Genomic DNA, 22725 nt, shown 5'->3' on the forward strand with positions numbered 1-22725 from the left:
GCCGCCCGTGTCGCCGCCCAGAGCTGCGGGTCTGCCCCGCGCACTGAGCCTTCGGGCCCGGCACTTGGCACCACTACGCGACCCGGAGCTCTTCCGCCACGAATCACTGCGGCGCCTATAGCAGCTCTCGCAACCGATAGCCCCAGCCTCGGCAATGGAGACTGTTGGCAGTCCTACTTCCGAGCAATCGATCAATTCTCGTCCCAGACATAGGTGCTCCTTCCGGACCAAGTAACCCTACATGTGAAGGGCGTTGTGCCTGATGGGCGGTCAGGTCCCATGGCACTTTCATCCGAGAGGTGGAGGTCGAATAGAGAGGGCGGCGGGCCGCGCCATCCGAGACGTGGGATGTCGTGGCGCGACCCCCGCTGACGACGGTTCGGTACGACTAGTTGCGGTGGTTCAGCTGCGTGATCTGGATCAGGTTGCCGCACGTGTCATTCGCCTGGGCGATGGTCGAGCCTGTCACTTTGGTCGGCGGCATCTTGAATTCGGCGCCGGCCGCCTTCATCCGCTCGTAGTCGCGCTGGATGTCGTCCGTGTAGAACATTGCCGCGGGCTGGCTCTGCTGGAAGAGCGCCTGCTGGTAGGCCTTGGCCGCGGGGTTGTCGTTGCGCTCGAGATGCAGCTCGGTGCCATCCGGCTCTTCAGGCGACCCCACGGTGAGCCAGCGATAGCCCCCTTGTGATACGTCCGCCTTCTTCACGAAGCCAGCCACCTGGGTATAGAAGCGCAGCGCCTTGTCGTGGTCGTCTACGTAAATGGTGGTCAGCTTGATCTTCATCGGTTTCCTCCTGTCACCGGGTTGATGCCCTTCACGCTAGATCCCCCGCGCCGTGATTGCTTCTCCATTTCTGACGGATCTCAGGAGTGCAACGATCTCATCTCCTTGTCCGCTGCGGACGGACCAGCTTTTGCGCAGCGGCGGCGTGCCGCTTACGGCGGTACCGTCGGCCCAGAAGGACGACTAGATGCCCACCTCGCGAAACGGGGGCTCTCAAAGCCCCAGGTGGCGGAGACGTTCCCGCTGCACCAGGCGGCCGCCGCGCACGCGGCCACCCAGATGGGCCACGGCCGCGGCCGGAGGGTCCTAACCGCGGTCGACTAGATGCCCACCTCGCGAAGTCGACGCAACTAGCTTTCCGCTCCGACCTTGAAGAGCACCCGGTTCGCCGATGGGTCCACCGCGCCGAAGCCGCCTTCCTCTTCGGCAACTCGGACCTCGGCGTGCTCGAGGCGGCCGACGACATCTTCGAGATCGGACTTCGTCGGAAGCTCGACGGTGAAACGGCGGAGGCCCGCCGAACCGGCTGGAGCGGGACGAGCGCCCTGCCCCACCCAGGCGTTCAGACCAAGGTGGTGATGGTAGCCGCCCGCCGACAGGAAGCCCACGCCAGGGATATGGCCCATGACGTCGAAGCCGACGACGTCATGGTAGAAACGGATCGCGGCCTCAACGTCGGCCATTTGCAGGTGGATGTGGCCCATCCTGGTGCCACCGGGCATCGGCAGGTCGAGGCTGTCATCGGGCTGAAGGTGACTGAAGAGCTCCTTCAGGTCGATGGGGTCGCGCCCCGACCGCTCGCGCCCGTCCTTGTCCCGCACGAACCATGACCCGTTGGCGAAACCCATGGTCCCGTCCTCGGGCGACTCGGTGTAGATCTCGATCCCGTTGCCATCGGGATCCCAGAGGTAATTCGCCTTCGTCATTACATGGTCGGTCGGGTATTGGTCCCAGCGGAGTCGAGCAAGCCGGCCGATGACGCGAGCCAGCTCGCGCCGGTCGGGGACGACGATGGCGAAGTGGTAGAGCCCCGACGCCCGCGGCACGACCGGTCGCTCAGCACCCGGATGGAGAACCACGAGCGGCCGCGCGGCGGCGCCCATGCGGATCTCGGGTCCTTCGCCGGGAAGCGCCGTGAGGCCGACGTAATCGCGATAGAAACGGAGGGCGCGGTCTGAGTCGGTGACCGCAATGTCCACGGCACCCATTCCGGTGGCTGCTGCGATCGACTGGACCTTCATCTAATCCAGTGGAACTCGGGAGAAGGCTCGGCTTATTTCTTCGAGAGCTTGGGAACTTGCGCCAGGCTCCCGGAGCACCTGTGCGGATGAGATCCTGCCGCGCCGACAAGGCCCCAGCGCGCCAACTCGACGAGCGTCCGTCGCATTAATCGGCGACCGCCTCAGGTCCTTGGTCAGGTGGCGACATCAGTTCGAGGACAGCCGCAGAGCCCACCTCTCCTATGGAGGCTGTAACCGTGACGCATTGTTACTGCAATGGCCGTCCGAACCAAGCCCGTCCGCGTCTTCGAGAGCGACGTACCGCCGATCCGGCTCTTGGCTGAGCTGCACGGGGGTTCACCGGCCGACGTCATCCATATCGCCGTGGCCGAGTACATGCACAACCATCGCGAGAAACTGGCGGGTGTGTTCGCGGCGTCGCAGCGCGCAGTAGCTTCGGGGGACCTGAAGGCGATCACCAACGTCTTGGAGTCGGGGGCTCGCAAGTTGGCTGCGGACCTGGCTGCCGACCTCGACCAGTACCGCTGATTCCCGCCCCAATGCGTGGCTGAAAGCAGCAGCGGCTCAGCAGAGCTGCGTGTCACTCGCCGCTGCCTCGTCGAGGACCTGGCGCTCGATGACGCTTCGATTCAACTCCCAGTCGAAGGCATCGCCGATCGTCATCCGATGATCGCGGCCTTCGTCCAGCAGCGCTCCCAGCTGCCGATTGGCCAGGAGGCGATCCAGGGCCTGGCCTCGAAGATCGTCGCCTACAGCCTTCACGCAAGCGAGGACAGGGGACTCACCTGGCACCAGGAACGCGCCGGCGTGGTCTGGCCGGGGCCTTCCTCCCGGACACACCGCCAGGCCGACTCGCGGTCACCGCGGATCTGCACGGCCACCCGATCAGCCCAGACGAGATCGTGTTCACCGAGGCCGACTGAGCTCGCGCGCCTGGAGCTGACGGAGCGCGACGCCGTCTTGGAGGCGGGACAAAGCGCTCGACCTTTACGAGCGGGCTTTCGGCTTGATGGAGAGGCGTTCACTCGCGATCTCGGCGAGCCGGTCCCAGGCCGGCGACGACGCGCCCCCCGACCTCGCGATCAGCTGGGCGATCGCTGGATCCTGGATTGACCGTTCCCCGCCTTTCGGCTTTCGGGACCGGCCGGCCAGCCACCGCTGGGTGCGGTCGGCCAGCGCGTCGAGCCGTGGGTCGTCAGGGGACCAGTCGAACGCCGCGTCGTACTCGAGGTACATGGCGCGGAACTCCGGATCGCTGAGCGCGTCGCGCTTGTCGGCTATCCAGGTGGCCGCCTGCTTCGGTGCGACCGATTGGATCAGGATCCAGCCGTCGCGCTCCATCTGCACCGACCGCCGGCTCACGCCAAGCTCGAGCAGCCGTTCGAGGTAGTCGGCGACCTCGGCGGAAACGAATAACCGGTCCCCGGCGCTCAGCCGGGCGATCCGCTCCCGGGTGCGCAGGAGCTCGTCGGCTCTTGCTCGCAGATTGCGGTCGATCTCGACCATCGCCGCGACGAACCGGTCGGGGTCGACGGCGAGCAGCTCCTTGACGCGGGCAAGCGGTACGCCGGCCTCGGCGAGAGTTCTGATCTTGATCAGGGCGATCGCATGCTGGGCGGAGTAGCGCCGGTAGCCAGAGGAGTCACGCGGCGGCTCCTCGAGCAGGCCGCGCTGGTGGTAATGGCGGACGGCCTTGATGGTGACTCCCGCGTAGGCGGCGAGCTGGCCGATGGTGATCATGCGCCGGTCGGCCGTCGACCTGTTCGTCATGTCACCGGGTGCCACGGCGGAACGCGACCTGGGCCCACACGTACCCGGCCAGCGCGATGGCCGCGCACCAGGCCAGGGCCAGATGCGCGGTGCTGCCGGCGGGCGCGCCGCTCAACAGGGCGCGCAGGCTCTCCACCACCGGGGTGAACGGCTGGTGCGCCGCGAACCAGCGCACTCCGACCGGCATCGAATCGGCCGGCACGAAAGTGCTGGACAGAAAGGGCAGCAGAAACGCGATGGGCAAAGTTGAGCCATTCGCCCCGGCGACGGTCTTGGCGACCAGGCCGAGGGCCGCGGACAGCCAGGCCAGGGCGAAGGAGAATGCCGCGACGATGCCTATGACAGCGAGCCAGTCCGTGACCGAGGCTCTTGGCCGGAAGCCGGCCAGCAGCGCCACCCCGATGACGAGCGTGGTGGCGAGGAGCGTTCGGAGCACGTTGCCGCCGACATGCCCGGCCAGCAGCGCGCCGCGGGTGACCGGCATCGCGCGGATCCGGTCGATGATGCCCCCGGACATGTCCAGGTGCACGCTGATCGCGGTGGGCCCGCAGCTCCCCGCGATCGTCAACAGGATGATGCCGGGCACCAGGAAGTCAACGTACGGTGCACCGTGCGCCGCATCGCCGAGCCCGTGCCCGATCGTCCCGCCCAGGATGTCGTCGAACAAGAGGAGGAATACAACCGGCACCAGGACGGTGCTGACGAGCAGCAGGGGAAACCGGAGAGTGTGCTTGAGCTCTCGCCCGAGCATCGTGGTGGCGTCCTGGATGGCCATGGTCGGTGCGGTCATCGGTTCCGCTCCTGGGAAGGGTTGCCGGTCAGGGCGAAGAACACGTCGTCGAGATCCGGCGTGTGGATGGACAGGTCTTCAACGGCGACGTCGTCTCCGAGACGTTCAAGCACGTCGCGCAACGATCGAACGCCGCCTTCATTGGGTACCCGCAGCAGCAGCTCGTTGTCGTCGCGTGAGCCCTCGCGCAGCGCTCGGGCGGCAGCGTCGAGCGAGGCGGCGTCGGCGAAGCGCAGCAGGATGTGCGCGCCGGGGATGCGCCGTTTGAGCTCCTGCGGTGTGCCCTCGGCGACCATGTGGCCCCGGTCCAGCACAGCGATGCGATCGGCGAGCTGGTCGGCCTCCTCCAGGTACTGCGTGGTCAGGAGGATGGTGACGCCTTCCGCGGCCAGATCGCGGATGAGACGCCACATGGTGTGGCGGCTGCGCGGGTCCAGGCCCGTGGTCGGCTCGTCGAGGAAGATCAGCCGCGGCCGGCCCATGAGCGTCATCGCGATGTCAAGGCGGCGCTTCATGCCGCCGGAGTAGGTGGCCGGGGTCCGCCTCGCCACCTCGACGAGGTCGAAGCGCTCCAGCAGCTCGGCGGCCCTCGCCCGCCGCTCGGTTGCCGGCAGGTGGAGCAGGCGGCCCATGAGAAGCAGGTTCTCCTCTCCGGTCAGCAGATCGTCGACCGCGGAGAACTGCCCGGTGACCCCGATCACCGAGCGCACCGCGCCGGCCTCGCCGCGTAAGTCGTAGCCCATGACACTGGCCGTGCCGGCGTCCGCCGGGACCAGGGTGGACAGGATCCGCACGATGGTGGTCTTGCCCGCTCCGTTCGGACCGAGCAGTCCGAAGACCTCGCCCTCGCCGATGCTGAGGTCGACGCCCTCGAGTACGGCCTTTCCGCCGTACGACTTGCGCAGTCCGTTTACGGAAACCGCTTTACCTGTCGCGTTCCTGATCAGCGTGCTCATGCGACACATGCTGCAACCTTGACCCTAGGTCAATGTCAAGCGGTTGGCGACTAGACGGGGAGGGGCACGGACTTCGACAGCAGGAGCAGTGCGGCGAGAACGATCAGGATGACGCCGGCCAGCCGTTCCGCGCCGTCGCGAAAGCGTTCGCCGGCATGCCTGCCCAGCTGGAATCCGATCTGCGAGACCACGAAAGCCTGGATCGCGATCAGGACGACGGCGGCGCCCACCCAGACGTGGACGAGCCCGAGCGTGAAGCCGATAGCCAGCTCGTCCATGCTGATGCTGAGACCGAGCCCGATGGTGGCTGCCCCCGTCGAGGTCACGAGCCGCTGGACCCGCGCCTCCTCCTTTTCGTCGCCTGACCGGAGCATGTACGCGCCGAGGCCCACGAGCGCGACGATCGCGATGTAGTCGGCCAGGTTGCCGACCTGACGGCCGAGGGCGGCGCCCATGGCCAGGCCGGCAAGAGGCATGCCGCCTTCGAACGCGGCGAACAGCAGGCCGAACCGCAGGCGCTGCCGGCCGCCAAGTCCCGTCATGCCGAGCGCCGCCGCCACCGCGAACGTGTCCAGGCCGAGAGGCAGGACGAGGCCGATCAGGCGGAGCACTCAGCGCCCCCTTGGATCGGGGCGATCAGGCGCCCGCGAGTCCGAATGCGTGGGCAATGATGACCGCAGGGCCTTAATAAAAGTTCACACGTCATGTTTGAGTAAAAGTTGAAGGAAAGGTGAAGGCGGGCGTTGTGCACTGTATGGTGCAAGCGCTCGCGCAGCGAGAAAGGAGGTAAGGAGATGCGGCGCATGTTGTTGCCGGCTGACCGCCGGCAGAGCGGCCAGGGAATGGTCGAGTACGCGCTGATCCTGGTTCTCGTTTCCATCGTGGTCATCGTCATTCTTTTAACCATGGGGAACCAGATCGCCAACGTCTTCTCCAATGTCGTAGCCGCTCTGGGCTGACCGGGCTCCGTCCGCGCGGGCCGGCAGGCAAGCCCGGCCCGCGCTTTTCCCGGAAACGGGCACTGGGATCGGTTATCGCTAGCATCAAGAGGCGCCCGCGACCTTGACCTGGCGCCGGCCAGGGCCCCGTACGCAACCGCTAATCTTCGTGGCGTGGTGGTGGGAGTCCAGGCAGACCCAGAGCCAACAGGCCCGTTTCCGGCCCTTGAGAGCCCTCGCTACCTCAACCGCGAGCTCTCACGGCTGGATTTCGACGAGCGCGTTCTGGCCATGGCCGGGGACGCCCGGCTCCCGCTGCTCGAGCGCGTCCGGTTCCTGGCCATCTTCAGCCAGAACCTCGACGACTTCTTCCAGGTCCGGGTGGCCGGCCTCAAGGAGCAGGTCCTGGCCGCCGTGGCCGTGGCTTCACCGGACGGCATGTCGCCGCTCGAGCAGCTCCGTTCGATTCGAACCCGCGTCGAAGGCCTGGTCGCCCGCCAGGCCGGCCTGTTCAACCGTGAGCTGATCCCCGCGCTGGCGGACGCCGGCATTGCGCTGGTGCGCTCCGATGAGATGAGCAAGAAGGAGCTCAGCCAGCTCCACACCGTCTTCCGCCAGCAGATCTTCCCGGTGCTCACGCCGCTGGCGGTCGACCCCGGTCACCCGTTCCCATACATCTCACACCTGTCCCTCAACCTGGCCGTGATGGTCCGCGACCCTCAGCGCCACCAGCAGCGATTCGCGCGCGTCAAGGTGCCGCCCGTCCTGCCGCGTTTCATCGCCCTGGCCGAAGGCCGGCGCTACGTGCCGCTCGAGGACGTCATCGCCATCCACCTCCAGGCGCTGTTCCCGGGCATGGAGGTGGTGGCCCACCATCCCTTCCGCGTCACGCGCGACGGTGACCTCGACGACGTCGACAGCGACGCCGAGGACCTGCTCGCCGCCATCCAGACCGAACTGCGGCGGCGGCGCCGGCACGCGCGGGTGGTCCGCCTCGAGGTCGACCCCGGGATGTCGCCCGAAGTCCTCGAGCTGCTCACGCGCGAGCTCGAGCTGCAGCCCGCCGACGTGTACCAGACCGACGGTCTGCTCGATCTCGGCAGCGTCGTCGCGCTGTCTCAGCTCGACCGCCCGGACCTGAAGGAAGAGCCGTGGACGGCAACGACCCAACCGCGACTTCGCGGCCTGGCCGCCGAGATCCCCGACCTGTTCGCGGCGCTGCGCTCAGGCGACCTGCTGGCCCACCACCCGTACGACTCCTTCGCCACATCGGTCGAGGCGTTCATCGACCATGCGGCAAGCGACCCCAACGTGCTCGCCATCAAGCAGACCCTGTACCGGACTTCGGGGCCTGGGAGTCCCATCGTGCGCGCCCTCATCCGCGCGGCGGAATCAGGCAAGCAGGTCGTGGCGCTGGTCGAGCTCAAGGCGCGCGGCGACGAGCAGGCCAACATCACGTGGGCGAGAGCGCTCGAGGAGGCCAACGTCCACGTCGTCTACGGCCTGCTCGGCCTGAAGACGCACGCCAAGGTGACGCTGGTGGTGCGGCGCGAAGGCAGGCACATACAGCACTACCTCCACGTCGGCACCGGCAACTACAACCCGAGCACGGCCCATGCCTACGAGGACGTGAGCCTGCTGTCCGCCGACGCCGACCTCGGCGCCGACGTCACCGAGCTGTTCAACCTGCTCACCGGTTACAGCCGGCAGCGCCGCTATCGCAAGCTGCTGGTCGCGCCGACGAGCCTGCGCGCGGGCATCACCCAGCTGATCGAGCGTGAGGGCGCGGCGGGCGGCCGGGTCATCATCAAGGTCAACAACCTGATCGACCCGGAGATCATCGATGCGCTGTACGCCGCATCACAGGCGGGCGCCCAGATCGACCTCATCGTCCGCGGCATGTGCTCGCTGCGCCCGGGCGTTCCGGGGCTGTCCGAGCGCATCAGGGTGCGCTCGATCGTCGGCCGCTTCCTCGAGCATTCGCGCATCTTCTCCTTCGGCAACGGCGGGCAGCCCGAGTACTACCTCGGCTCGTCCGACCTCATGCCGCGCAACCTCGACCGCCGCGTCGAAGCGGTCGTCCCGGTCGACGATCCCAAGCTGCGCGCGCGGCTCAGCCAGATCCTGGACATCTCGCTCTCCGACGACGTCCTTGCGTGGGAGCTCGGCCCGGACGGGTCGTGGCGGCGCGTGCCTACCGTTCGCAGCCTCAACTCGCACAGGAAGTTCCAGGAGCTTGCGCTGGAGAGCGCTCGGGGTAACGGGGTGGTCAACGGCGTCCCGCATGCTTGAGCGCGAGGTGAAGCTCGGGGCCGGCCCCGCGTTCCACCTCCCCGACCTGAGCGGAGTCGTCGACGGCCTTGCCGTCACCGCTCCGGATGCCGTCCGGCTCGAGACCGTCTACTACGACACTCCCGACCTCCGGCTCGCGCGCTGGGGCGTGTCCCTACGGCATCGCGCGGGGCAGGGCTGGACTTTGAAGCTGGCGCCGGCGCCGTCCTCCGCGTCCAGCCCGCTCAGCATCCTCGAGCGCGACGAGCTGAACTTCCCCGGCGGGGCGAAGAGGCCGCCCGAGGCCGCGGTCGCCGTGGTGCGTGCTTACGTGCGCCATGCAGACCTCGTCCCGGTCGCGCGCCTGTCGACGCTGCGCCGTCGGGTCAGGCTCGTCGACGCCGCTGGGGCCGGTGTCGCCGAAGTCGTGGACGACGAGGTGTCGGTGCGGGACGGGCGCCGGGTCGCCGCTCGCTTCAGAGAGCTCGAGGTCGAGGTCATGGGCGAGGAGGATGGAGGCAACGGCATCATCGAATCGCTGGTCGCCCGGCTGCGCGGCGCCGGCGCCGGCGCGCCGGATCCCACGCCCAAGCACATCCGCGCCCTTGGGCCGCGCGCCATGGAGCCTCCCGAGGTCGCGGCGGAGCCGGTGCGGGCGGACGCGCCGGCCCGCGACGTGATTCGAGGCATCCTCGCGGAGCCGGTCGCCGCCCTGCTCCATCACGATCCGCGTGTGCGCACCAGCGGTGACCCGGAGGCGGTGCACCAGGCTCGCGTGGCGACCCGCAGGCTCCGCTCGAACCTGCGCACGTTCGGCCCCCTCCTCGCCGCCGAATGGAGCGATCCGCTGCGGTCCGAGCTGGCCTGGCTCGCGCTCGGCCTGGGCGTGGTGCGCGACCGCGAAGTGCTGCTCGGCAGGCTGCGCGAGCGCGCGGAGTTGCTTCCGTCAAGCGATTCGAGGTCCGCGGCTTCCCTGCTTCAGATCCTCGAATCTGAGATCGAGGATCTGAGGAAGAAGATGCTGGGCGAGCTGGGCTCGGTGCGCTACGTCGACCTGCTCGAGCGCCTGGTGGCGGCGGCTCATGCGCCGGCCGCGCTGCCCGACGCCGACCAGCCCGCGTCCATGGTCCTTCCGCTCCTGGCGACCGGCCCGTGGCGGCGGCTGCGTGCCGCCGTCCGCCGGCTGCCCGGCACACCGGCCGACCCGGAGCTGCACCGCATCCGCATCCTGGCCAAGCGCGCGCGATACGCGGCGGAGGCGGTGGCGCCGGTGGCCGGCCCCGCGACTTCCACATTCGCGCGGGCGGCGGCCAAGCTCCAGACCGTCCTCGGCGAGCACCAGGACAGCATCACGGCGCAGACGTGGCTTCGCACCGTGCGCGTGACCGGGCGCCGCGCCTTCGTCGCCGGCGAGCTCATCGCGATGGAGCACCTGGCGGCGGATGCAGCGCGTGCGAAGTGGCCCAAGGCGTGGCGGTCGCTCGACCGCAAGCCCCTGCGCCAGTGGATGCCCTGACACCGGGCGCGCGCCGGGCGCACATGACGCCGGGCGCGCGCCGGGCGCACCTCTAGATTTAGACGCGCGGGTGCCGACCTTTTACGTCGTCCGACATGCCAAGGCGGGGAGCCGGGGCCATTGGACCGGGGACGATCGCAACCGGCCGCTGAGCAAGAAAGGCGTCAAGCAAGCCCAGGAGCTGGTCTCGACCCTGCAAGCGTTCCCGATCACCGCGATCTTCACCAGCCCGTTCCTGCGCTGCGTCCAGACCGTCGAGCCGCTGGCGCAGGCGCGCCACATCGCGCCACAACCGACGGCCTCCCTCGCCGAGGGCCACGGTTTGACGGGCGCGATGCAATTCCTGGGCGATCCAAGGCTCGACCAGGCGGTCCTGTCCACGCATGGCGACATCGTCTGGGAGCTCGTCGAGGAGCTCGTCAGGCGCCACGTCGTCAAGGCCGGCATGGGCGGGTTGGAGAAGGGATCGACCTGGGTCGTCGAGATCGAAGACGGCGCCCCGGTGCGCGCTCGCTTCATCCCAGCGGCGTGAGGGCAGGTTAGCCTTGCAGGCGTGACGGTCACGCTGCGTGGCACCGCTCTGGCCGAAAGCCAGGTCGTGGCCGTGGCCCGCCACGGCGAAAAGGTCGCCCTGGCGGCGGCGGCGCGCACCAGGATGGAGCGCAGCCGGGGCCGCGTCGAGCGCGCGGCGCTTTCGCGCGAGCCCGTCTACGGCGTGTCCACCGGCTTCGGCGCGCTCGCCGGCACCCGCGTCGCCCCGCTGCGACAGCCTGACCTGCAGCTGGCCCTCATCCGTTCCCACGCCGCCGGCATGGGGCCTCCGGTCGATGACGAGGTCGTGCGGGCGATGATGCTGCTTCGCGCACGGACGCTCTCCATGGGCCTTTCGGGAGTACGCCCGGTCGTGGCCGAGGCGCTGCTCGCGCTGCTCAATGCGCAGCTCACCCCGGTCGTACCGCGCCACGGCTCCGTCGGCTGCAGCGGCGACCTCGCACCGCTGGCTCATGTCGGGCTCGCGCTCGTCGGCGAGGGCGAGGTCGTCGACGCGGATGGCGCCCGCAAGCCGGCGGCGCAAGCCTTGCAAGCGGCGAAGCTGAAGCCGCTCAAGCTGGAGACGAAGGAAGGCCTGGCGCTGATCAACGGCACCGACGGCATGCTCGGGATGCTGGCCCTGGCCTGCGCTGACGCCGAGCGGTGCTTCCGGACCGCGGACATCACCGCCGCCATGTCCGCGGAAGCCCTGCTGGGCACCGACCGGCCGTTTCAATCTCGGCTGCACGAGATCCGGCCCCATCCCGGCCAGCTGGCAAGCGCGGCCAACCTGGTGCGGCTGCTGCGGGGCTCGGGCGTCGTCGCCTCGCACCGCCACTCGCCGCACGCGGTACAGGACTCCTACTCGGTGCGCTGCAGCCCGCAGGTGGCCGGCGCGGCTCGAGACACACTCGACTTCGCTCGGCGCATCGCCGAGGTCGAGCTGTCGTCGGTCGTCGACAACCCGGTCGTGCTCGAGAGCGGTGAGGTGGAATCGACCGGCAATTTCCACGGCGAGCCGCTCGCTTTCGCGGCCGACTTCCTGGCGATCGCCGCCGCCGAGGTCGGCTCGATTTCGGAGCGGCGAGTCGATCGCATGCTCGATCCGCATCGCTCCGAGGGCCTGCCGCCCTTCCTCGCCGAGGAGCCGGGGGTCAACTCCGGCCTCATGGTCGCGCAGTACACAGCCGCCGCGCTGGTCGCCGAGAACCGCCGCCTGGCGGCGCCGGCGAGCGTGGATTCGATTCCCACCTCGGGCATGCAGGAGGACCACGTGTCGATGGGTTGGGGCGCGGCGCTGAAGCTGCGCACCGTTCTGGACAACCTGATTCACATCCTCGCCGTCGAGCTGGTCGCGGCGGCGCGCGCCCAGGACCTGCGCCGCCCGCTCGAGCCGGCGCCGGCGACCGCCGCGGTGCGAGACCGGCTGCGCCGGGAGGTCAAGGGGCCGGGCCCGGACCGCGTGGTCGCGCCGGAGCTGGCGGCGGCCGAGGCGATGATTCGCGGCGGCGCCATCCTGGAAGCGGCGGAATCGGTGACCGGCCCTCTCCAGTGACCCGGGTGGTGCGCGCCCCTCGCGGGTCCGCGATCACATGCCTGGGGTGGCCGCAAGAGGCGGCGATGCGGATGCTCATGAACAACCTCGATCCCGAGGTGGCGGAGCGGCCCGAGGACCTCGTCGTCTATGGCGGCACCGGCCGCGCAGCTCGCTCCTGGGAGGCCTTCGACGCGATCGTCCGCGAGCTGCGCCGGCTGCAGGGCGACCAGACGTTGCTCGTCCAGTCGGGCAAGCCGGTCGGCGTGTTCGACACCCATGAGTGGGCGCCGCGCGTGCTCATCTCCAACGCCATGCTGGTGCCCGAGTGGGCGAACTGGGAGGAGTTCCGGCGGCTCGAAGCTCTCGGCCTGACCATGTACGGCCAGATGACCGCGGGTTCGTGGATCTACATCGGCACGCAGGGCATCCTCCAGGGGACCTACGAGACCTTCGCGGCGATCGCGCGCAAGCGCTTCGACGGCTCGCTCGCGGGTACCATCACGCTCACGGCCGGCCTTGGCGGCATGGGCGGCGCTCAGCCGCTGGCGATCACGCTCAACGGCGGCGTCGCCATCTGCGTCGAGGCGGACCCCGACCGCATCGCGCGCCGCCTCGAGCATCGGTTCCTCGACGTCCGCGCCGATGACCTGGAGCAGGCGCTGCAGCTGGCGAGCGAGGCCAGGTCGGCGAAGCGGGCGCTGTCGATCGGCCTCCACGGCAACGCCGCCGAGGTGCTGCCCGCGCTCGTGGCTCGCGGCTTCGAGGTCGACGTGGTCACCGACCAGACGCCGGCGCACGACCCGCTTAGCTACATCCCCGCCGGCCTTTCGCCCGCGGATGCCCAGGAGCTGCGGCTCGACGACCCGGCCGCCTATGTGAAGCGCGCGCGTGAGAGCATGGCCCGCCACGTCGACGCCATGGTCGCGTTCCTGGACCGCGGCGCCGAGGTTTTCGACTACGGCAACAGCCTACGCGCGGAGGCGCGGCTGGGCGGCAGTGCCCGAGCTTTCGATTTCCCGGGCTTCGTGCCCGCGTACATCCGGCCGCTCTTCTGCGAAGGCAAAGGACCTTTCCGCTGGGTCGCGCTTTCAGGCGATCCGGAGGACATCGCGGCCACGGACCGCGCGATCGTGGAGGAGTTCTCGGACGACGCCGCCCTCGTGCGCTGGATCAGCGCCGCGGGGCAGCGGGTCAAGTTCCAGGGCCTGCCGGCGCGGATCTGCTGGCTGGGTTATGGAGAGCGCGCGCGGGCCGGGCTGCGGTTCAACGAATTGGTGCGCACCGGAGCGGTCAAGGCGCCGATCGTCATCGGCCGTGATCACCTGGACTCGGGCTCCGTGGCGTCGCCCTATCGCGAGACGGAGGCGATGCAAGACGGCTCGGACGCGATCGCCGACTGGCCGATCCTCAACGCCCTCCTCAACACCTCCAGCGGCGCATCGTGGGTGAGCGTCCACCATGGCGGCGGCGTGGGGATCGGCCGGTCCATCCACGCCGGCATGGTGGTGGTGGCGGACGGCAGCGAGGAGGCCGCCCGCAAGCTCGAACGCGTGCTCACCAACGACCCGGGCACCGGCGTGATCCGGCACGCCGACGCCGGCTACGCTCGCGCTCTCGACGTGGCGCGCGAGCGCGGCATCCGCATTCCCATGCAGGGAGGCGGAGCGAGTTTGTGAACGGATCCGGCCTGTGGCACGCCGACCAGGCTTGGCTCGGCCGCCGGGCCGAGAACGTCCTGATCGAGGTCGAGAACGGGCGCATCAAAGCCCTCACCGAGGGCGTGCCCGCGCCATCCGGTGCGACCGCGCTCAAGGGCTGGACCATCCCGGGGCTGGCCGACGTGCACAGCCACGCTTTTCAGCGCCGCCTGCGGGGCACGACCGAGTCCGGCGGTGGCGACTTCTGGGAGTGGCGCCGCCAGATGTACAGCCAGACCGATTGGGACGGGCCCGGCTACTTGAAGCACTCGCGCCTGGTGTTCAAGGAGATGCTCGAGGCCGGGATCACGGCCGTGGGCGAGTTCCATTACCTGCACCGCGGCGGCAATGAGCTCGGGGAGGCGCTGATCAGCGCCGCCCGCCAGGAGGGAATCCGGATCACCCTTCTCGACGCCTGCTACCTGCGCGGCGGCCTCGACGGCAGACCGCTCGAGGGTGAACAGCGGTCGTTCTCGGATGGCGACGCCGAGCGCTGGGCGCGGCGCATGGACGAGCTCGAGGATGGCGACGGGGTTCGCATCGGCGCCGCCATCCACAGCGTGCGCGCCGTCGATCCGGAATCGATGCGCATCGTCGCGGCGTGGGCGCGCCGGCGCGGCGCGCCGCTCCACATCCACCTGGCCGAGCAGCCGGCGGAGGTGGAGGAATGCCGGGCGATCGAAGGCTGCACCCCGGCCGAGCTGCTGGAGCGCGAGGGGATCCTCGGGCCGGACCTGACCGCCGTGCACGCCATCCATGTCGATGATCACGACATCTCGCTGCTGGGAGATCACCAGGTTTTGATCTGCGCGTGCCCGACCACCGAGCGCGATCTCGGCGATCGCGTGGGTCCGCTGCGGGCGCTGGCCGATGCCGGCTGCGCGGTGTGCGTGGGCAGCGATTCCAACGCGGTGATCGACATCCTCGAGGAGGCGCGCGCGCTCGAGCTGGATCAGCGACGTGCCACGGGACGCCGGGTGCTGCACCAGCCGGAGGACCTGCTGCGCGCCGCCACGGTGGCCGGCATGCGCGCTCTTGGCTGGCAGGCCGGCGCGCTGCTGCCGGGAATGCTCGCCGACTTCATCACCCTCGACCAGCCGCGACAGGCGCTCTGGAGGCGCCTGGAGGTCGGGTACCTCATCTACGGCTACTCGGCGTGCGATGTGACGAACGTGGTCGTCGGCGGCCGGACCGCGGTGTCGAGATGAGGCGTCTCGGCAACATCGGCCGCCTGTTCACGAGCACCGTCGCCGGCGTGATCGAGGACGCGGCGGTGATTTGCGATGGCGAGCGAATCGCCTGGTGTGGACGCCAGGGGGAGGAGCCGCGGGAGATGCTCGAGGCGGTGGTGGAGGAGGACGACTGTGGCGGTGGGCTGGTCACCGCCGGCTTGATCGACGCCCACACGCATCCCGTCTACGCGGGAGATCGGATGGCCGAGGTCGCGATGCGCACGGCGGGCGCCTCATACGCGGAGGTGGCGAAGGCCGGTGGGGGTATCCGCGCGACGGTGGCGGCGACGCGCGCCGAGTCGATGAGCTCTCTCGAGCAGGCCACCGCGCGGCGGTTGCGGGGCTGGCTCGAAGGCGGCGCCACCACGGTGGAGGCGAAGACCGGTTACCACCTCGAACGCGAGGGGGAGCTCGCGACCACGCGGCTGCTCGCGCGGCTCGCCGAGCGCAAGGATCTCCCGCGCCTCGAGATCACGTTTCTCGCCGCGCACGCTCTGCCTCCCGGCCGGTCGGAGGGGCCAGGCCCGTACGCCAAAGACGTCGCCGGCTGGTGCCAGGACGCTCGCGCCGCCGGCGCGCGCTTCTGTGACGTCTTCTGCGACCGCGGCTACTTCACGGTCGCCCAATCGCGCCGCATCCTGAAAGCGGCGCTCGAGGCCGGGCTCATCCCCCGCCTCCACGCCGACGAGCTGGCTCGCACCGGCGGCTCGCGCCTGGCGGCCGAGCTGGGCGCGGTTTCAGCGGATCACCTCCTGCGCGCCGACCGCGGCGATGCGGTCGCCCTGGCACGCGCCGGCGTCGTCGCGACGCTCGCCCCCGCCACCGCTCTGTCGATCGGCAAGCTGCCGCCGGTCAGGGAGCTGACCGAAGCCGGAGCGGTGATCGCGCTCGGCACCGATCACAACCCGGGGACCAGCGGGATGACCAGCATGAGCCTGGTGGTGGCCATGGCGGTCGCGCTTTTCAAGCTCTCCGTCGAACGGGCGTTGATCGCGGCCACCGCCGGCGGAGCGCATTCGCTTTCACGATCCGATCGGGGCGCCGTCGCGCCTTCCAAGCTGGCCGACCTCGTGCTCTGGGAAGCGGATCACGAGGGGGCGTTCGCGTGGGCTTACGGGCTCAAGCCCCGTGTTGTGTGGCGCGGCGGTGCGCAAGTTTTCGCTTGATTACAAGTTGCTAAACACGTGCATTCGGCGTACAAGTTGCCTTACAACGACCGCCTCTGCACTCAAGCGAACCATCAACAAGCGGTCGAAATGGAGGATGGCTACTAGTGGCAAAGTGGAATCCCTTGGCGTTGAAGCTCTTGATGTGGGTCATGGGCGTGCTGATCGTGATGGGCTCGGGTCTGGGCTTCATCGGCGGCAGCTTCTTCCCATTCGACAGCTGGGCTGGCGTCACAGCATCGGTGGCCGGCGTCGCTTTTGGGGCCGGCATCATGATCGCGGGGTTCGACCCGGTGGCAAACGTCAGCTGGGTGCGCGCCCTCATCCTGTACGCGATCCTGGAAATCGTCTGGCAGGTCTTCGACCAGATCACGATCTCGCGCTTCGACATCGTCGCCTTCGTCATCGCGATCCTCGTCGCGGTCCTGGTCCTGGTCCTCTATCCGAACCGACCCGCGCTCTGGATGAGCGGCGGCATGGCTGCCAAGGCCTAGACCAAAGCTCGCACCGACAACCAAGGGGCGGCGCGCGCCGCCCCTTTTTCATTGGCGGGGCTAGCCTGTGCCCGGCTCGTCTCCACTGACCATCCACCGTCCGCCACCGCCCGCGGCGACCAGGTCGTCGGCGGCGTGCGGCCCCCAGGATGCGACGGGGTAGGTCTCAGGGTGGCCGTCCGCCTCCCACGCCCGGACCAGGGGATCCACGATCTCCCAAGACAGCTCGATCTCCTCGGCACTCGGGAAGGCCGAGTGCCCGCCCGCGAGCACCTCTGAAAGCACGTTTTCGTATGCGTCGGGCAGCGCCGCCTTGGTCAGTCCGGCATAGTCCAGCCGCATCCCCGCCGGCACCATCTCGAACTTGGTGCCCGGACGCTTGGCGCCAATCCGCAGCGAGATCCCCTCGTCGGGCTGGATGCGGATCACGATGAGAGTCGGGATGCCGCGCTGGCGCCGGCCGCCGATGCGAAGCATGGGCGCATCGCGAAGCTTGATCACGACTTCGGTGGCGCGCCGCCGGAGCGCCTTGCCCGTCCGCACGAAGATGGGCACGCCGTCCCAACGCCAGTTCTCGATCGCCACACGTGCGGCGACGTAGGTCTCGCGCCGCGAGTCCGGCGCCACGCCTTGTTCGTCGAGGTAGCCCTCGTACTGCCCCCGCACGGCCGATGCGGGGTCGATCGGAGACATGGCCCGCAAAGCGGCTCGCTTGGCGCGGCGCACGTAGTCGGCGTCGAACGTCGTCGGCGGCTCCATCGTGATCAGGGCCAGCAGCTGCAGCACGTGGTTCTGGATGATGTCGCGCACCGCGCCCGTCTGGTCGTAGTAGCCCGCACGCTGACCGATGCCCTCCTGCTCGGCCACCGTGATCAGGATCGTCTCCACCAGCGTGCGGTTCCACACCGGTTCGAACAGGGAGTTCGAGAAGCGCAGCGCCATCACGTTCTGGACCGTGTCCTTGGCGAGGTAGTGATCGATGCGGAAGATCTGCTCCTCGTCGAACGCCTCGGCCAGCTGCGCGTTGAGCTTGTGTGCTGACGCCAGGTCGTGACCGAGGGGTTTCTCGACCACGATGCGGCGGGTCGTGTCGGTCCTGTGCGCCAGGCTCGACAGCGACAGCCCGGCCAGGATGTCGCTGAACGTCTCGGCCGGGGTCGCGAGATAGAAGATGACGCAGGGTGTACCCGTAACCAGCTCCTTCAGCGGCGCGAAGGTCGAAGGCTGCCTGTAGTCGAGCTGCACCCATTCCGCGGTCTCGGCGAGCTGCCGGTTGCCGCCGGCCTCGCTCACCAGGTCGCGAAACTCAGCCGTCGATTTGTGGCTCCGGCCCGCGCCGATGACGCGGAGATGCTGGCCCTCGCGCGTCATGAGCCGGCCCAGGGAAGGCAGGATCTTGCGGCGCGCAAGGTCGCCCGAGGCGCCGAAGACGATGAGGTCCACGCTCGCTGCCATGCTCGAATCGTACGTGGGGCTAGCCATCGACCACGTCGGTGCCGGCGACGGCATCATGTTCGGGGCGCCTGCGCAGCGCCGCCAGGGGAAGCGCCAGCAATCTGAGAATTGCTTGCCCCACGCTCGGCCGTGAGCCGTCGGCGGCGACCACCCGCTGGCGCATGACCAGGCCGCCGAGGGTGCGGCCCGAGATGCTCCAGCACGCCACGTGGTAACTGGCGGCGACGCCCAGCAGGAAACGCCAGCTCGGGCGCCGTTCGCTCAGTCGCGCCAGGGTGACGCACAGGGCCACGTCGATCGCGGCGGCTTGGAACCGCGACGCCGGATCGGCGCGGACGCCCGGCGCGGGCTCGCGGCCGCGGACGCGCAGCAGGTGCAGGCGCGTCACCAGGTGATGGATGGGCAGCTGCGTGACCAGGTAGATCGCGCGCGGGAGGAGGGGACGGTAGCCATCCACCGACGTGGTCATGCGCCCGCCGGCCGACTCGATGGCGAAGATGCCGCCGGCCCGCCGGGCGGCCAGCCCGCCCTCGATCGGCCATTCGACCCGGGTCCGGGTCACCCGGGCCCGGCCGAAGCGCAGGAGCTCGATCGGCCCGAAGCACAGCGAGCTGCCCTGGGCCCGCACCAGGCCGAGGGTCACCGCTGGCATGTCGGCGAAGAAACTGTGCTGCAGCAGGCGGCCGCTGGCCGCCCGCGGCATGCCGACCGAGTCCTCGACGTGGACGCGCCCCTCAATCCACCTCACCAGACGAATATGTTGACGGGGATGGCGAGGCTTGGGTTCGAAGCGGCGGTCACGGTCAAGTGCTCACCCGAGCGTGCCTTCGACTACTTCGCCGACCACCGGCACGTGGCCGCGGTGCTGGAGGGGGTGAGCCGGTGGGAGCCGATCGGCGCGAAGTCCCGCGGCGCCGGCGCGCGCTACAACGTCGAGATGATCGCGATCGGCCTCCCGCTCAAAAGCGTGCTCCGCCTCGATCGCTGGCGCCGCCCGCACGAGATCGGATGGGTGTCCGAGTCTGGGCTGATCAAGCAGGAGGGCGGCTTCACGTTCACCAGGGTCGACGAGGGGGTGCGCATCGAGCTGCGAATCGCCTACGTGCCGCCGGCGGCGTCGGTCGGCGCGGCGATCGCCGGCCGCCTGGATTCGGCGGTCCGGCACCGGCTCAAGCGCGCCCTCGAGCGGATTCGCGACACGCTCGAACGCGACGCCTGAGCCGGCTCACCCTCTCCCTGACCCGCTCCCCAAGGGGAGAGAGATGCTTTTGCATCCGGGTAAAGTTGGGCGTATGCGGCTGACGAGCGACGCCCATGCGATCCTGGGCCACTCGCCGCTTGGGATGCTGGCGCTGCGCGCCGGCCGCTTGCCGCTGGTGAACCCGGCCGTATTCAGCTTCGCCGCCGGCTCGCTGTGGATGACGACTTCGCGCTACGCGGCCAAGACGGTCATCGCCAGGCGCGACCCGCGCGCGGCATTCCTGGTTGACGGCGGCTCCCGGGCTCTGCTGCTCCGGGGCGCGCTCGAGGTGTACGACCCGCTGTCGGTGTCGAGCCAGGTGCGCGCGATGCTGGATGGTCCGGGCTACGTGCTGGGGATGGTCGGTTACGCGCTGAAGAACGCGCCATTCGTGGCGGGCTACCTGCTCGACCTGGCCCGCATCCCACGCGAGTGGATGCCCTACAACCGCGTCGTCCTGCGCCTGCGACCCAGCGACGCGGACGTCGTCGAAGGCCCGCCGTTCCCGGCGGCTCAGGCGGCGCGTGTGCCCGCGGTCCCGGCGGAGGTGAGCCGCACTCTCGCCGGCGTGGCTCGCGGCTACGCGTGCTGGATCGAAGGGGGCATGCCCACCATCCGCCCCGCCTTCTGGGAGGTCGACCGCGGACAGGTGCTGGTGGCGCCGGTGGGCGGCCGGGTGCGGCCGGGGTCGCCGGGCGCGCTGGTGGTCGAATCGCACCACCGCTTCCGGCCTTCGCTGATGGTGGGCGCGTGCGTTCGGGGCACGTTCGGCGTGCCCTCTGACGGCTCAGCGATCGCCGAGCGATACGCGATCGAGTCGGAGGCTGCCCCCTTCGCGGTGGAGCTGCGGCCCGAGCGTGTGACCTCGTGGCGCGGGTTTGCCATCTCGACCGCCGTGCCCCGATCGGCCCGTCAGCTGCGGGTCGTGGAAGCGTGATGGCCAAGCCTTCCGCTCCAGGCGTGCGCATCCGGAGCTGGAGAGCGGGCCAGTGGACCGATTCGCCCGACGTGGTGGTCACCGAGGAGCCGATGCAGCTCATGCTCGACGGCCAACCTCTGTCGGTGGTCATGCGCACTCCAGGCGAGGACATCGAGCTGTGCCTGGGACTGATTTTTGCCGAAGGCATCGTGCGCTCCCGCCACGACGTCCACGCCATTCGCATCAGCGCCGAGGCGAACGAGACGGAAGGCGGCGTCAAAGTCGAGCCCGAGCTGGTGGAGTCCAACCAGGTGGACGTGCGCCTGGCGACCGCGCCCCGGCGCCGGCCGGAGCGCTCGATGCTGTCCAGCTCGGCGTGCGGTGTCTGTGGCACGGTGCTCATCGAAGACCTGCGGCACGACCTCGGCGTGTTGCCGGCCGGACCCAAGGTCGAGCCCACCTTGTTGCCCGGGCTCGTCGACCGGCTCCGCTCGGGGCAGGGAATCTTCGAGCGCACCGGCGGGCTCCATGCCGCGGGTCTGTTTTCGGCCGGCGGCGGCCTGGTCTACCTGCGCGAGGACATCGGGCGGCACAACGCGGTCGACAAGGTGGTCGGCCGGGCTCTGCTGGACGACCGGCTCCCGGCCGCCGACTCGATCCTGGTGGTGAGCGGGCGCGCCGGCTATGAGATCGTGCAGAAGTCGATCACCGCCGGGATCGCGGTGCTGGCCGCGGTCGGGGCGCCGTCGAGCCTGGCGGTGGCGCTGGCACGCGAGTTCAACCAGACCCTGGTCGGATTCCTCCGCGGCGACCGCTACAACGTCTACTCGGCGCCCGAACGCCTCGAGCGTTGATCTCAGTTTTCAGCACCCGCCCGGCGGCTCGGGCGGCCCTGGTCGCGGGCTATGTGCTGCTGGTCGAATCCGCGCGGGCGCTCCTCTCCACCGCGCCGTACGCCGCCATCCCGGCGCTTCTGCTCGGGGGGGCGGCGCTGGCGGTGGCGGCGCTCGGCTGGCCCGCCGCGCGCCTGGGCCTGGGCACCTCGAAGCTCGGCCTGCGCATCCTGGGCGGCCTTGCCCTGGGCGCGGTCCTCCTGCTGCCCGCGGCGGCCCGAGCCGGCGCCGCCCCGATGCTGCCGGCCGGCCTGGCGCTGGCGGCGGTCGCGGTCTCGATCGGCGAGGAGCTGGCTTTTCGCGGCGCGCTCTACGCCGCGCTGGAGGAGGTTGGTGGAGCGCCGCTCGCGGTGGCCGGGAGCACCGTGGCGTGGACGGCGGCGCACGCTCTCTCACATCCTCCGGCCTTTCTCGGCGCGGTCGCCGCGGCAGGACTGCTGCTCGGCCTGTGGCGCTGGGCGTGCCGCGACCTGGTGGCTCCGATGGTCGGACACGTGATCGCCGACCTCGCCCTATGACAAGACTCCTGATGCTGGCCGCGGCAGCGGTCACATACCTGCTGGCGGCCTGGATGGTCGCCCCGGGCTTTTACGACGGCTTCACGCCGCAGCAGCCCTACAACTGGGTGTGCCCGCCGGCGCAGGCGGCCAGCAATCAGACGCCCTCCGGCGGCCGACTGGACATCAAGGTGATCGACGGCGCAAGCGATGCGAACTCCGCGTTCACCAACGACGGCCAGGTCGTGATCGGATTCCTGCCCGGGGCCTTCGACAGCACCGGCAAGACGGACATCACCGTCGACATCACGCCGGTCGTTCCGTGTCCCACCCCGGCCGGCCTGCACTTCGCCACCAACGTTTACAAGATCACGGCCAGCGCTCTCTTGGTCAAAGCCGCGAACCTGGTGCTCCGTTACTCGGACCTCGTGCCGGCGCCCAGTGACGTCTACTTCGCCGGCGACCCGGGCGGCCCGTGGCGGTCGATCGGTGCGGCCCAGCAAGCGCAGCCCTTCACCATGGACACCTCGACGAAAGCCTTCGGCTACTTCGCCGCCGGCTATCCGGCCAACGCGGCGCCGCCCCCGGGCTCGATCAGGGTCGGAGGCGGGCAGCTCTTGCCCATCGCCGTGGCGGTCCTGATCGTCGGGGTGGTCGTGGCGGGCATCCCGCTCGCCATCCTCCGTCGTCGTCGCGACGCCGGGGCCGGCGCGGAGCCGGACGACGACGAGGCGATCTGAGCGCCCTCAGTCGTACTTGACGGCTTCGAACAGCGTGCCGCACCGCCGGCAGCGGTAC

24 protein-coding genes are annotated in these 22725 nt (G+C 69.6%); 15 read left to right on the forward strand and 9 right to left on the reverse strand.

Translation table 11 applies throughout. The annotated features are described in order from the left end of the window. Positions 1 to 388: 388 nt before the first annotated feature. Positions 389 to 784 carry a VOC family protein gene (locus EPN29_00630; protein ID TAN34862.1) on the reverse strand — a complete coding sequence of 132 codons (396 nt, stop codon included), beginning with the start codon at positions 782 to 784 and terminating at the stop codon, positions 389 to 391. 350 nt (positions 785 to 1134) lie between these two features. Next, positions 1135 to 2025 carry a glyoxalase gene (locus EPN29_00635; GenBank protein TAN34863.1) on the reverse strand — a complete coding sequence of 297 codons (891 nt, stop codon included), beginning with the start codon at positions 2023 to 2025 and terminating at the stop codon, positions 1135 to 1137. Positions 2026 to 2280: 255 nt separating this feature from the next. Between EPN29_00635 and EPN29_00640 the strand changes: the two genes are divergently transcribed. Next, positions 2281 to 2553 carry a hypothetical protein gene (locus EPN29_00640; GenBank protein ID TAN34864.1) on the forward strand — a complete coding sequence of 91 codons (273 nt, stop codon included), beginning with the start codon at positions 2281 to 2283 and terminating at the stop codon, positions 2551 to 2553. A gap of 36 nt (positions 2554 to 2589) precedes the next feature. Here the strand turns inward: EPN29_00640 and EPN29_00645 are convergent, their stop codons facing one another. The 5 genes from EPN29_00645 to EPN29_00665 form a co-directional block, all read right to left on the reverse strand. Next, positions 2590 to 2787 (reverse strand): hypothetical protein, encoded by a 198-nt coding sequence (locus EPN29_00645; GenBank protein ID TAN34865.1) that lies wholly within the window; start codon positions 2785 to 2787, stop codon positions 2590 to 2592. 225 nt (positions 2788 to 3012) lie between these two features. Further along, entirely contained in the window at positions 3013 to 3765 is a 753-nt protein-coding gene (locus EPN29_00650; GenBank protein TAN35019.1) for a MerR family transcriptional regulator, read from the reverse strand. 31 nt (positions 3766 to 3796) lie between these two features. Continuing rightward, entirely contained in the window at positions 3797 to 4585 is a 789-nt protein-coding gene (locus EPN29_00655) for an ABC transporter permease (protein TAN34866.1), read from the reverse strand. Beyond that, the gene (locus tag EPN29_00660) at positions 4582 to 5541 is read right to left on the reverse strand and encodes an ATP-binding cassette domain-containing protein (GenBank protein TAN34867.1); all 960 of its coding nucleotides are present in this window, start codon (positions 5539 to 5541) and stop codon (positions 4582 to 4584) included. Before EPN29_00660 ends, EPN29_00655 begins: the two co-directional genes overlap by 4 nt. Positions 5542 to 5591: 50 nt before the next feature. Next, positions 5592 to 6152, reverse strand: a complete 561-nt coding sequence (locus tag EPN29_00665) for a hypothetical protein (protein ID TAN34868.1) — start codon at positions 6150 to 6152, stop codon at positions 5592 to 5594. A gap of 192 nt (positions 6153 to 6344) precedes the next feature. Here EPN29_00665 and EPN29_00670 point away from each other — a divergent pair, with 192 nt between their 5' ends. The 9 genes from EPN29_00670 (at position 6345) to EPN29_00710 (ending at position 16923) form a co-directional block, all read left to right on the forward strand. Beyond that, entirely contained in the window at positions 6345 to 6500 is a 156-nt protein-coding gene (locus EPN29_00670; protein ID TAN35020.1) for a Flp family type IVb pilin, read from the forward strand. Positions 6501 to 6608: 108 nt separating this feature from the next. Further along, positions 6609 to 8771, forward strand: coding sequence for a polyphosphate kinase 1 (gene ppk1 / locus EPN29_00675; GenBank protein ID TAN34869.1), 2163 nt, complete (start codon positions 6609 to 6611; stop codon positions 8769 to 8771). After that, a complete protein-coding gene (locus tag EPN29_00680; protein TAN34870.1) occupies positions 8764 to 10266 on the forward strand; it encodes a CYTH and CHAD domain-containing protein in 1503 nt (500 codons plus the stop codon). The genes ppk1 and EPN29_00680 overlap by 8 nt, the downstream gene beginning before the upstream one ends. Beyond that, positions 10193 to 10798 carry a hypothetical protein gene (locus tag EPN29_00685; protein TAN34871.1) on the forward strand — a complete coding sequence of 202 codons (606 nt, stop codon included), beginning with the start codon at positions 10193 to 10195 and terminating at the stop codon, positions 10796 to 10798. Before EPN29_00680 ends, EPN29_00685 begins: the two co-directional genes overlap by 74 nt. Positions 10799 to 10819: 21 nt before the next feature. Continuing rightward, the gene (gene hutH / locus EPN29_00690; protein ID TAN34872.1) at positions 10820 to 12352 is read left to right on the forward strand and encodes a histidine ammonia-lyase; all 1533 of its coding nucleotides are present in this window, start codon (positions 10820 to 10822) and stop codon (positions 12350 to 12352) included. After that, positions 12349 to 14010, forward strand: coding sequence for a urocanate hydratase (gene hutU / locus EPN29_00695; protein ID TAN34873.1), 1662 nt, complete (start codon positions 12349 to 12351; stop codon positions 14008 to 14010). Before hutH ends, hutU begins: the two co-directional genes overlap by 4 nt. A gap of 11 nt (positions 14011 to 14021) precedes the next feature. Beyond that, a complete protein-coding gene (locus EPN29_00700) occupies positions 14022 to 15239 on the forward strand; it encodes a formimidoylglutamate deiminase (protein ID TAN35021.1) in 1218 nt (405 codons plus the stop codon). Further along, complete coding sequence (hutI, locus tag EPN29_00705; GenBank protein ID TAN34874.1) at positions 15236 to 16429, forward strand: imidazolonepropionase; 1194 nt, start codon at positions 15236 to 15238, stop codon at positions 16427 to 16429. Before EPN29_00700 ends, hutI begins: the two co-directional genes overlap by 4 nt. A 131-nt stretch (positions 16430 to 16560) precedes the next feature. Continuing rightward, positions 16561 to 16923 (forward strand): hypothetical protein, encoded by a 363-nt coding sequence (locus tag EPN29_00710; protein ID TAN34875.1) that lies wholly within the window; start codon positions 16561 to 16563, stop codon positions 16921 to 16923. Positions 16924 to 16983: 60 nt separating this feature from the next. Here the strand turns inward: EPN29_00710 and zwf are convergent, their stop codons facing one another. Next, a complete protein-coding gene (zwf, locus tag EPN29_00715; GenBank protein TAN34876.1) occupies positions 16984 to 18435 on the reverse strand; it encodes a glucose-6-phosphate dehydrogenase in 1452 nt (483 codons plus the stop codon). Beyond that, entirely contained in the window at positions 18398 to 19126 is a 729-nt protein-coding gene (locus EPN29_00720; protein TAN34877.1) for a hypothetical protein, read from the reverse strand. Before EPN29_00720 ends, zwf begins: the two co-directional genes overlap by 38 nt. Here EPN29_00720 and EPN29_00725 point away from each other — a divergent pair. From EPN29_00725 to EPN29_00745, 5 genes are all read left to right on the forward strand, one after another. Then, positions 18773 to 19597, forward strand: a complete 825-nt coding sequence (locus EPN29_00725) for a hypothetical protein (protein ID TAN35022.1) — start codon at positions 18773 to 18775, stop codon at positions 19595 to 19597. The two genes, EPN29_00720 and EPN29_00725, sit on opposite strands and share 354 nt — an antisense overlap. Positions 19598 to 19670: 73 nt before the next feature. Further along, a complete protein-coding gene (locus EPN29_00730; GenBank protein ID TAN34878.1) occupies positions 19671 to 20555 on the forward strand; it encodes a hypothetical protein in 885 nt (294 codons plus the stop codon). Beyond that, entirely contained in the window at positions 20555 to 21391 is an 837-nt protein-coding gene (fdhD, locus tag EPN29_00735) for a formate dehydrogenase accessory sulfurtransferase FdhD (protein ID TAN34879.1), read from the forward strand. The genes EPN29_00730 and fdhD overlap by 1 nt, the downstream gene beginning before the upstream one ends. Then, positions 21388 to 21948, forward strand: a complete 561-nt coding sequence (locus EPN29_00740) for a CPBP family intramembrane metalloprotease (GenBank protein ID TAN34880.1) — start codon at positions 21388 to 21390, stop codon at positions 21946 to 21948. The genes fdhD and EPN29_00740 overlap by 4 nt, the downstream gene beginning before the upstream one ends. Beyond that, positions 21945 to 22667 carry a hypothetical protein gene (locus tag EPN29_00745; GenBank protein TAN34881.1) on the forward strand — a complete coding sequence of 241 codons (723 nt, stop codon included), beginning with the start codon at positions 21945 to 21947 and terminating at the stop codon, positions 22665 to 22667. Before EPN29_00740 ends, EPN29_00745 begins: the two co-directional genes overlap by 4 nt. The last annotated feature ends 58 nt before the right edge of the window (positions 22668 to 22725 follow it).

Source organism: bacterium, assembly GCA_004299235.1.
Classification (GTDB): Bacteria; Chloroflexota; Dormibacteria; order Dormibacterales; family Dormibacteraceae; genus SCQL01.

Excerpts from the sequence above, each read along its gene's own strand:
- EPN29_00630 (TAN34862.1), bottom strand. The coding sequence starts at position 784 with ATGAAGATCAAGCTGACCACCATTTACGTAGACGACCACGACAAGGCG.
- EPN29_00635 (TAN34863.1), bottom strand. The coding sequence starts at position 2,025 with ATGAAGGTCCAGTCGATCGCAGCAGCCACCGGAATGGGTGCCGTGGAC.
- EPN29_00640 (TAN34864.1), top strand. The coding sequence starts at position 2,281 with ATGGCCGTCCGAACCAAGCCCGTCCGCGTCTTCGAGAGCGACGTACCG.
- EPN29_00650 (TAN35019.1), bottom strand. The coding sequence starts at position 3,765 with ATGATCACCATCGGCCAGCTCGCCGCCTACGCGGGAGTCACCATCAAG.
- EPN29_00655 (TAN34866.1), bottom strand. The coding sequence starts at position 4,585 with ATGACCGCACCGACCATGGCCATCCAGGACGCCACCACGATGCTCGGG.
- EPN29_00660 (TAN34867.1), bottom strand. The coding sequence starts at position 5,541 with ATGAGCACGCTGATCAGGAACGCGACAGGTAAAGCGGTTTCCGTAAAC.
- EPN29_00670 (TAN35020.1), top strand. The coding sequence starts at position 6,345 with ATGTTGTTGCCGGCTGACCGCCGGCAGAGCGGCCAGGGAATGGTCGAG.
- EPN29_00680 (TAN34870.1), top strand. The coding sequence starts at position 8,764 with ATGCTTGAGCGCGAGGTGAAGCTCGGGGCCGGCCCCGCGTTCCACCTC.
- EPN29_00685 (TAN34871.1), top strand. The coding sequence starts at position 10,193 with ATGCAGCGCGTGCGAAGTGGCCCAAGGCGTGGCGGTCGCTCGACCGCA.
- hutI (TAN34874.1), top strand. The coding sequence starts at position 15,236 with ATGAGGCGTCTCGGCAACATCGGCCGCCTGTTCACGAGCACCGTCGCC.
- zwf (TAN34876.1), bottom strand. The coding sequence starts at position 18,435 with ATGATGCCGTCGCCGGCACCGACGTGGTCGATGGCTAGCCCCACGTAC.
- EPN29_00725 (TAN35022.1), top strand. The coding sequence starts at position 18,773 with ATGGATGGGCAGCTGCGTGACCAGGTAGATCGCGCGCGGGAGGAGGGG.
- EPN29_00730 (TAN34878.1), top strand. The coding sequence starts at position 19,671 with ATGCGGCTGACGAGCGACGCCCATGCGATCCTGGGCCACTCGCCGCTT.
- fdhD (TAN34879.1), top strand. The coding sequence starts at position 20,555 with ATGGCCAAGCCTTCCGCTCCAGGCGTGCGCATCCGGAGCTGGAGAGCG.
- EPN29_00745 (TAN34881.1), top strand. The coding sequence starts at position 21,945 with ATGACAAGACTCCTGATGCTGGCCGCGGCAGCGGTCACATACCTGCTG.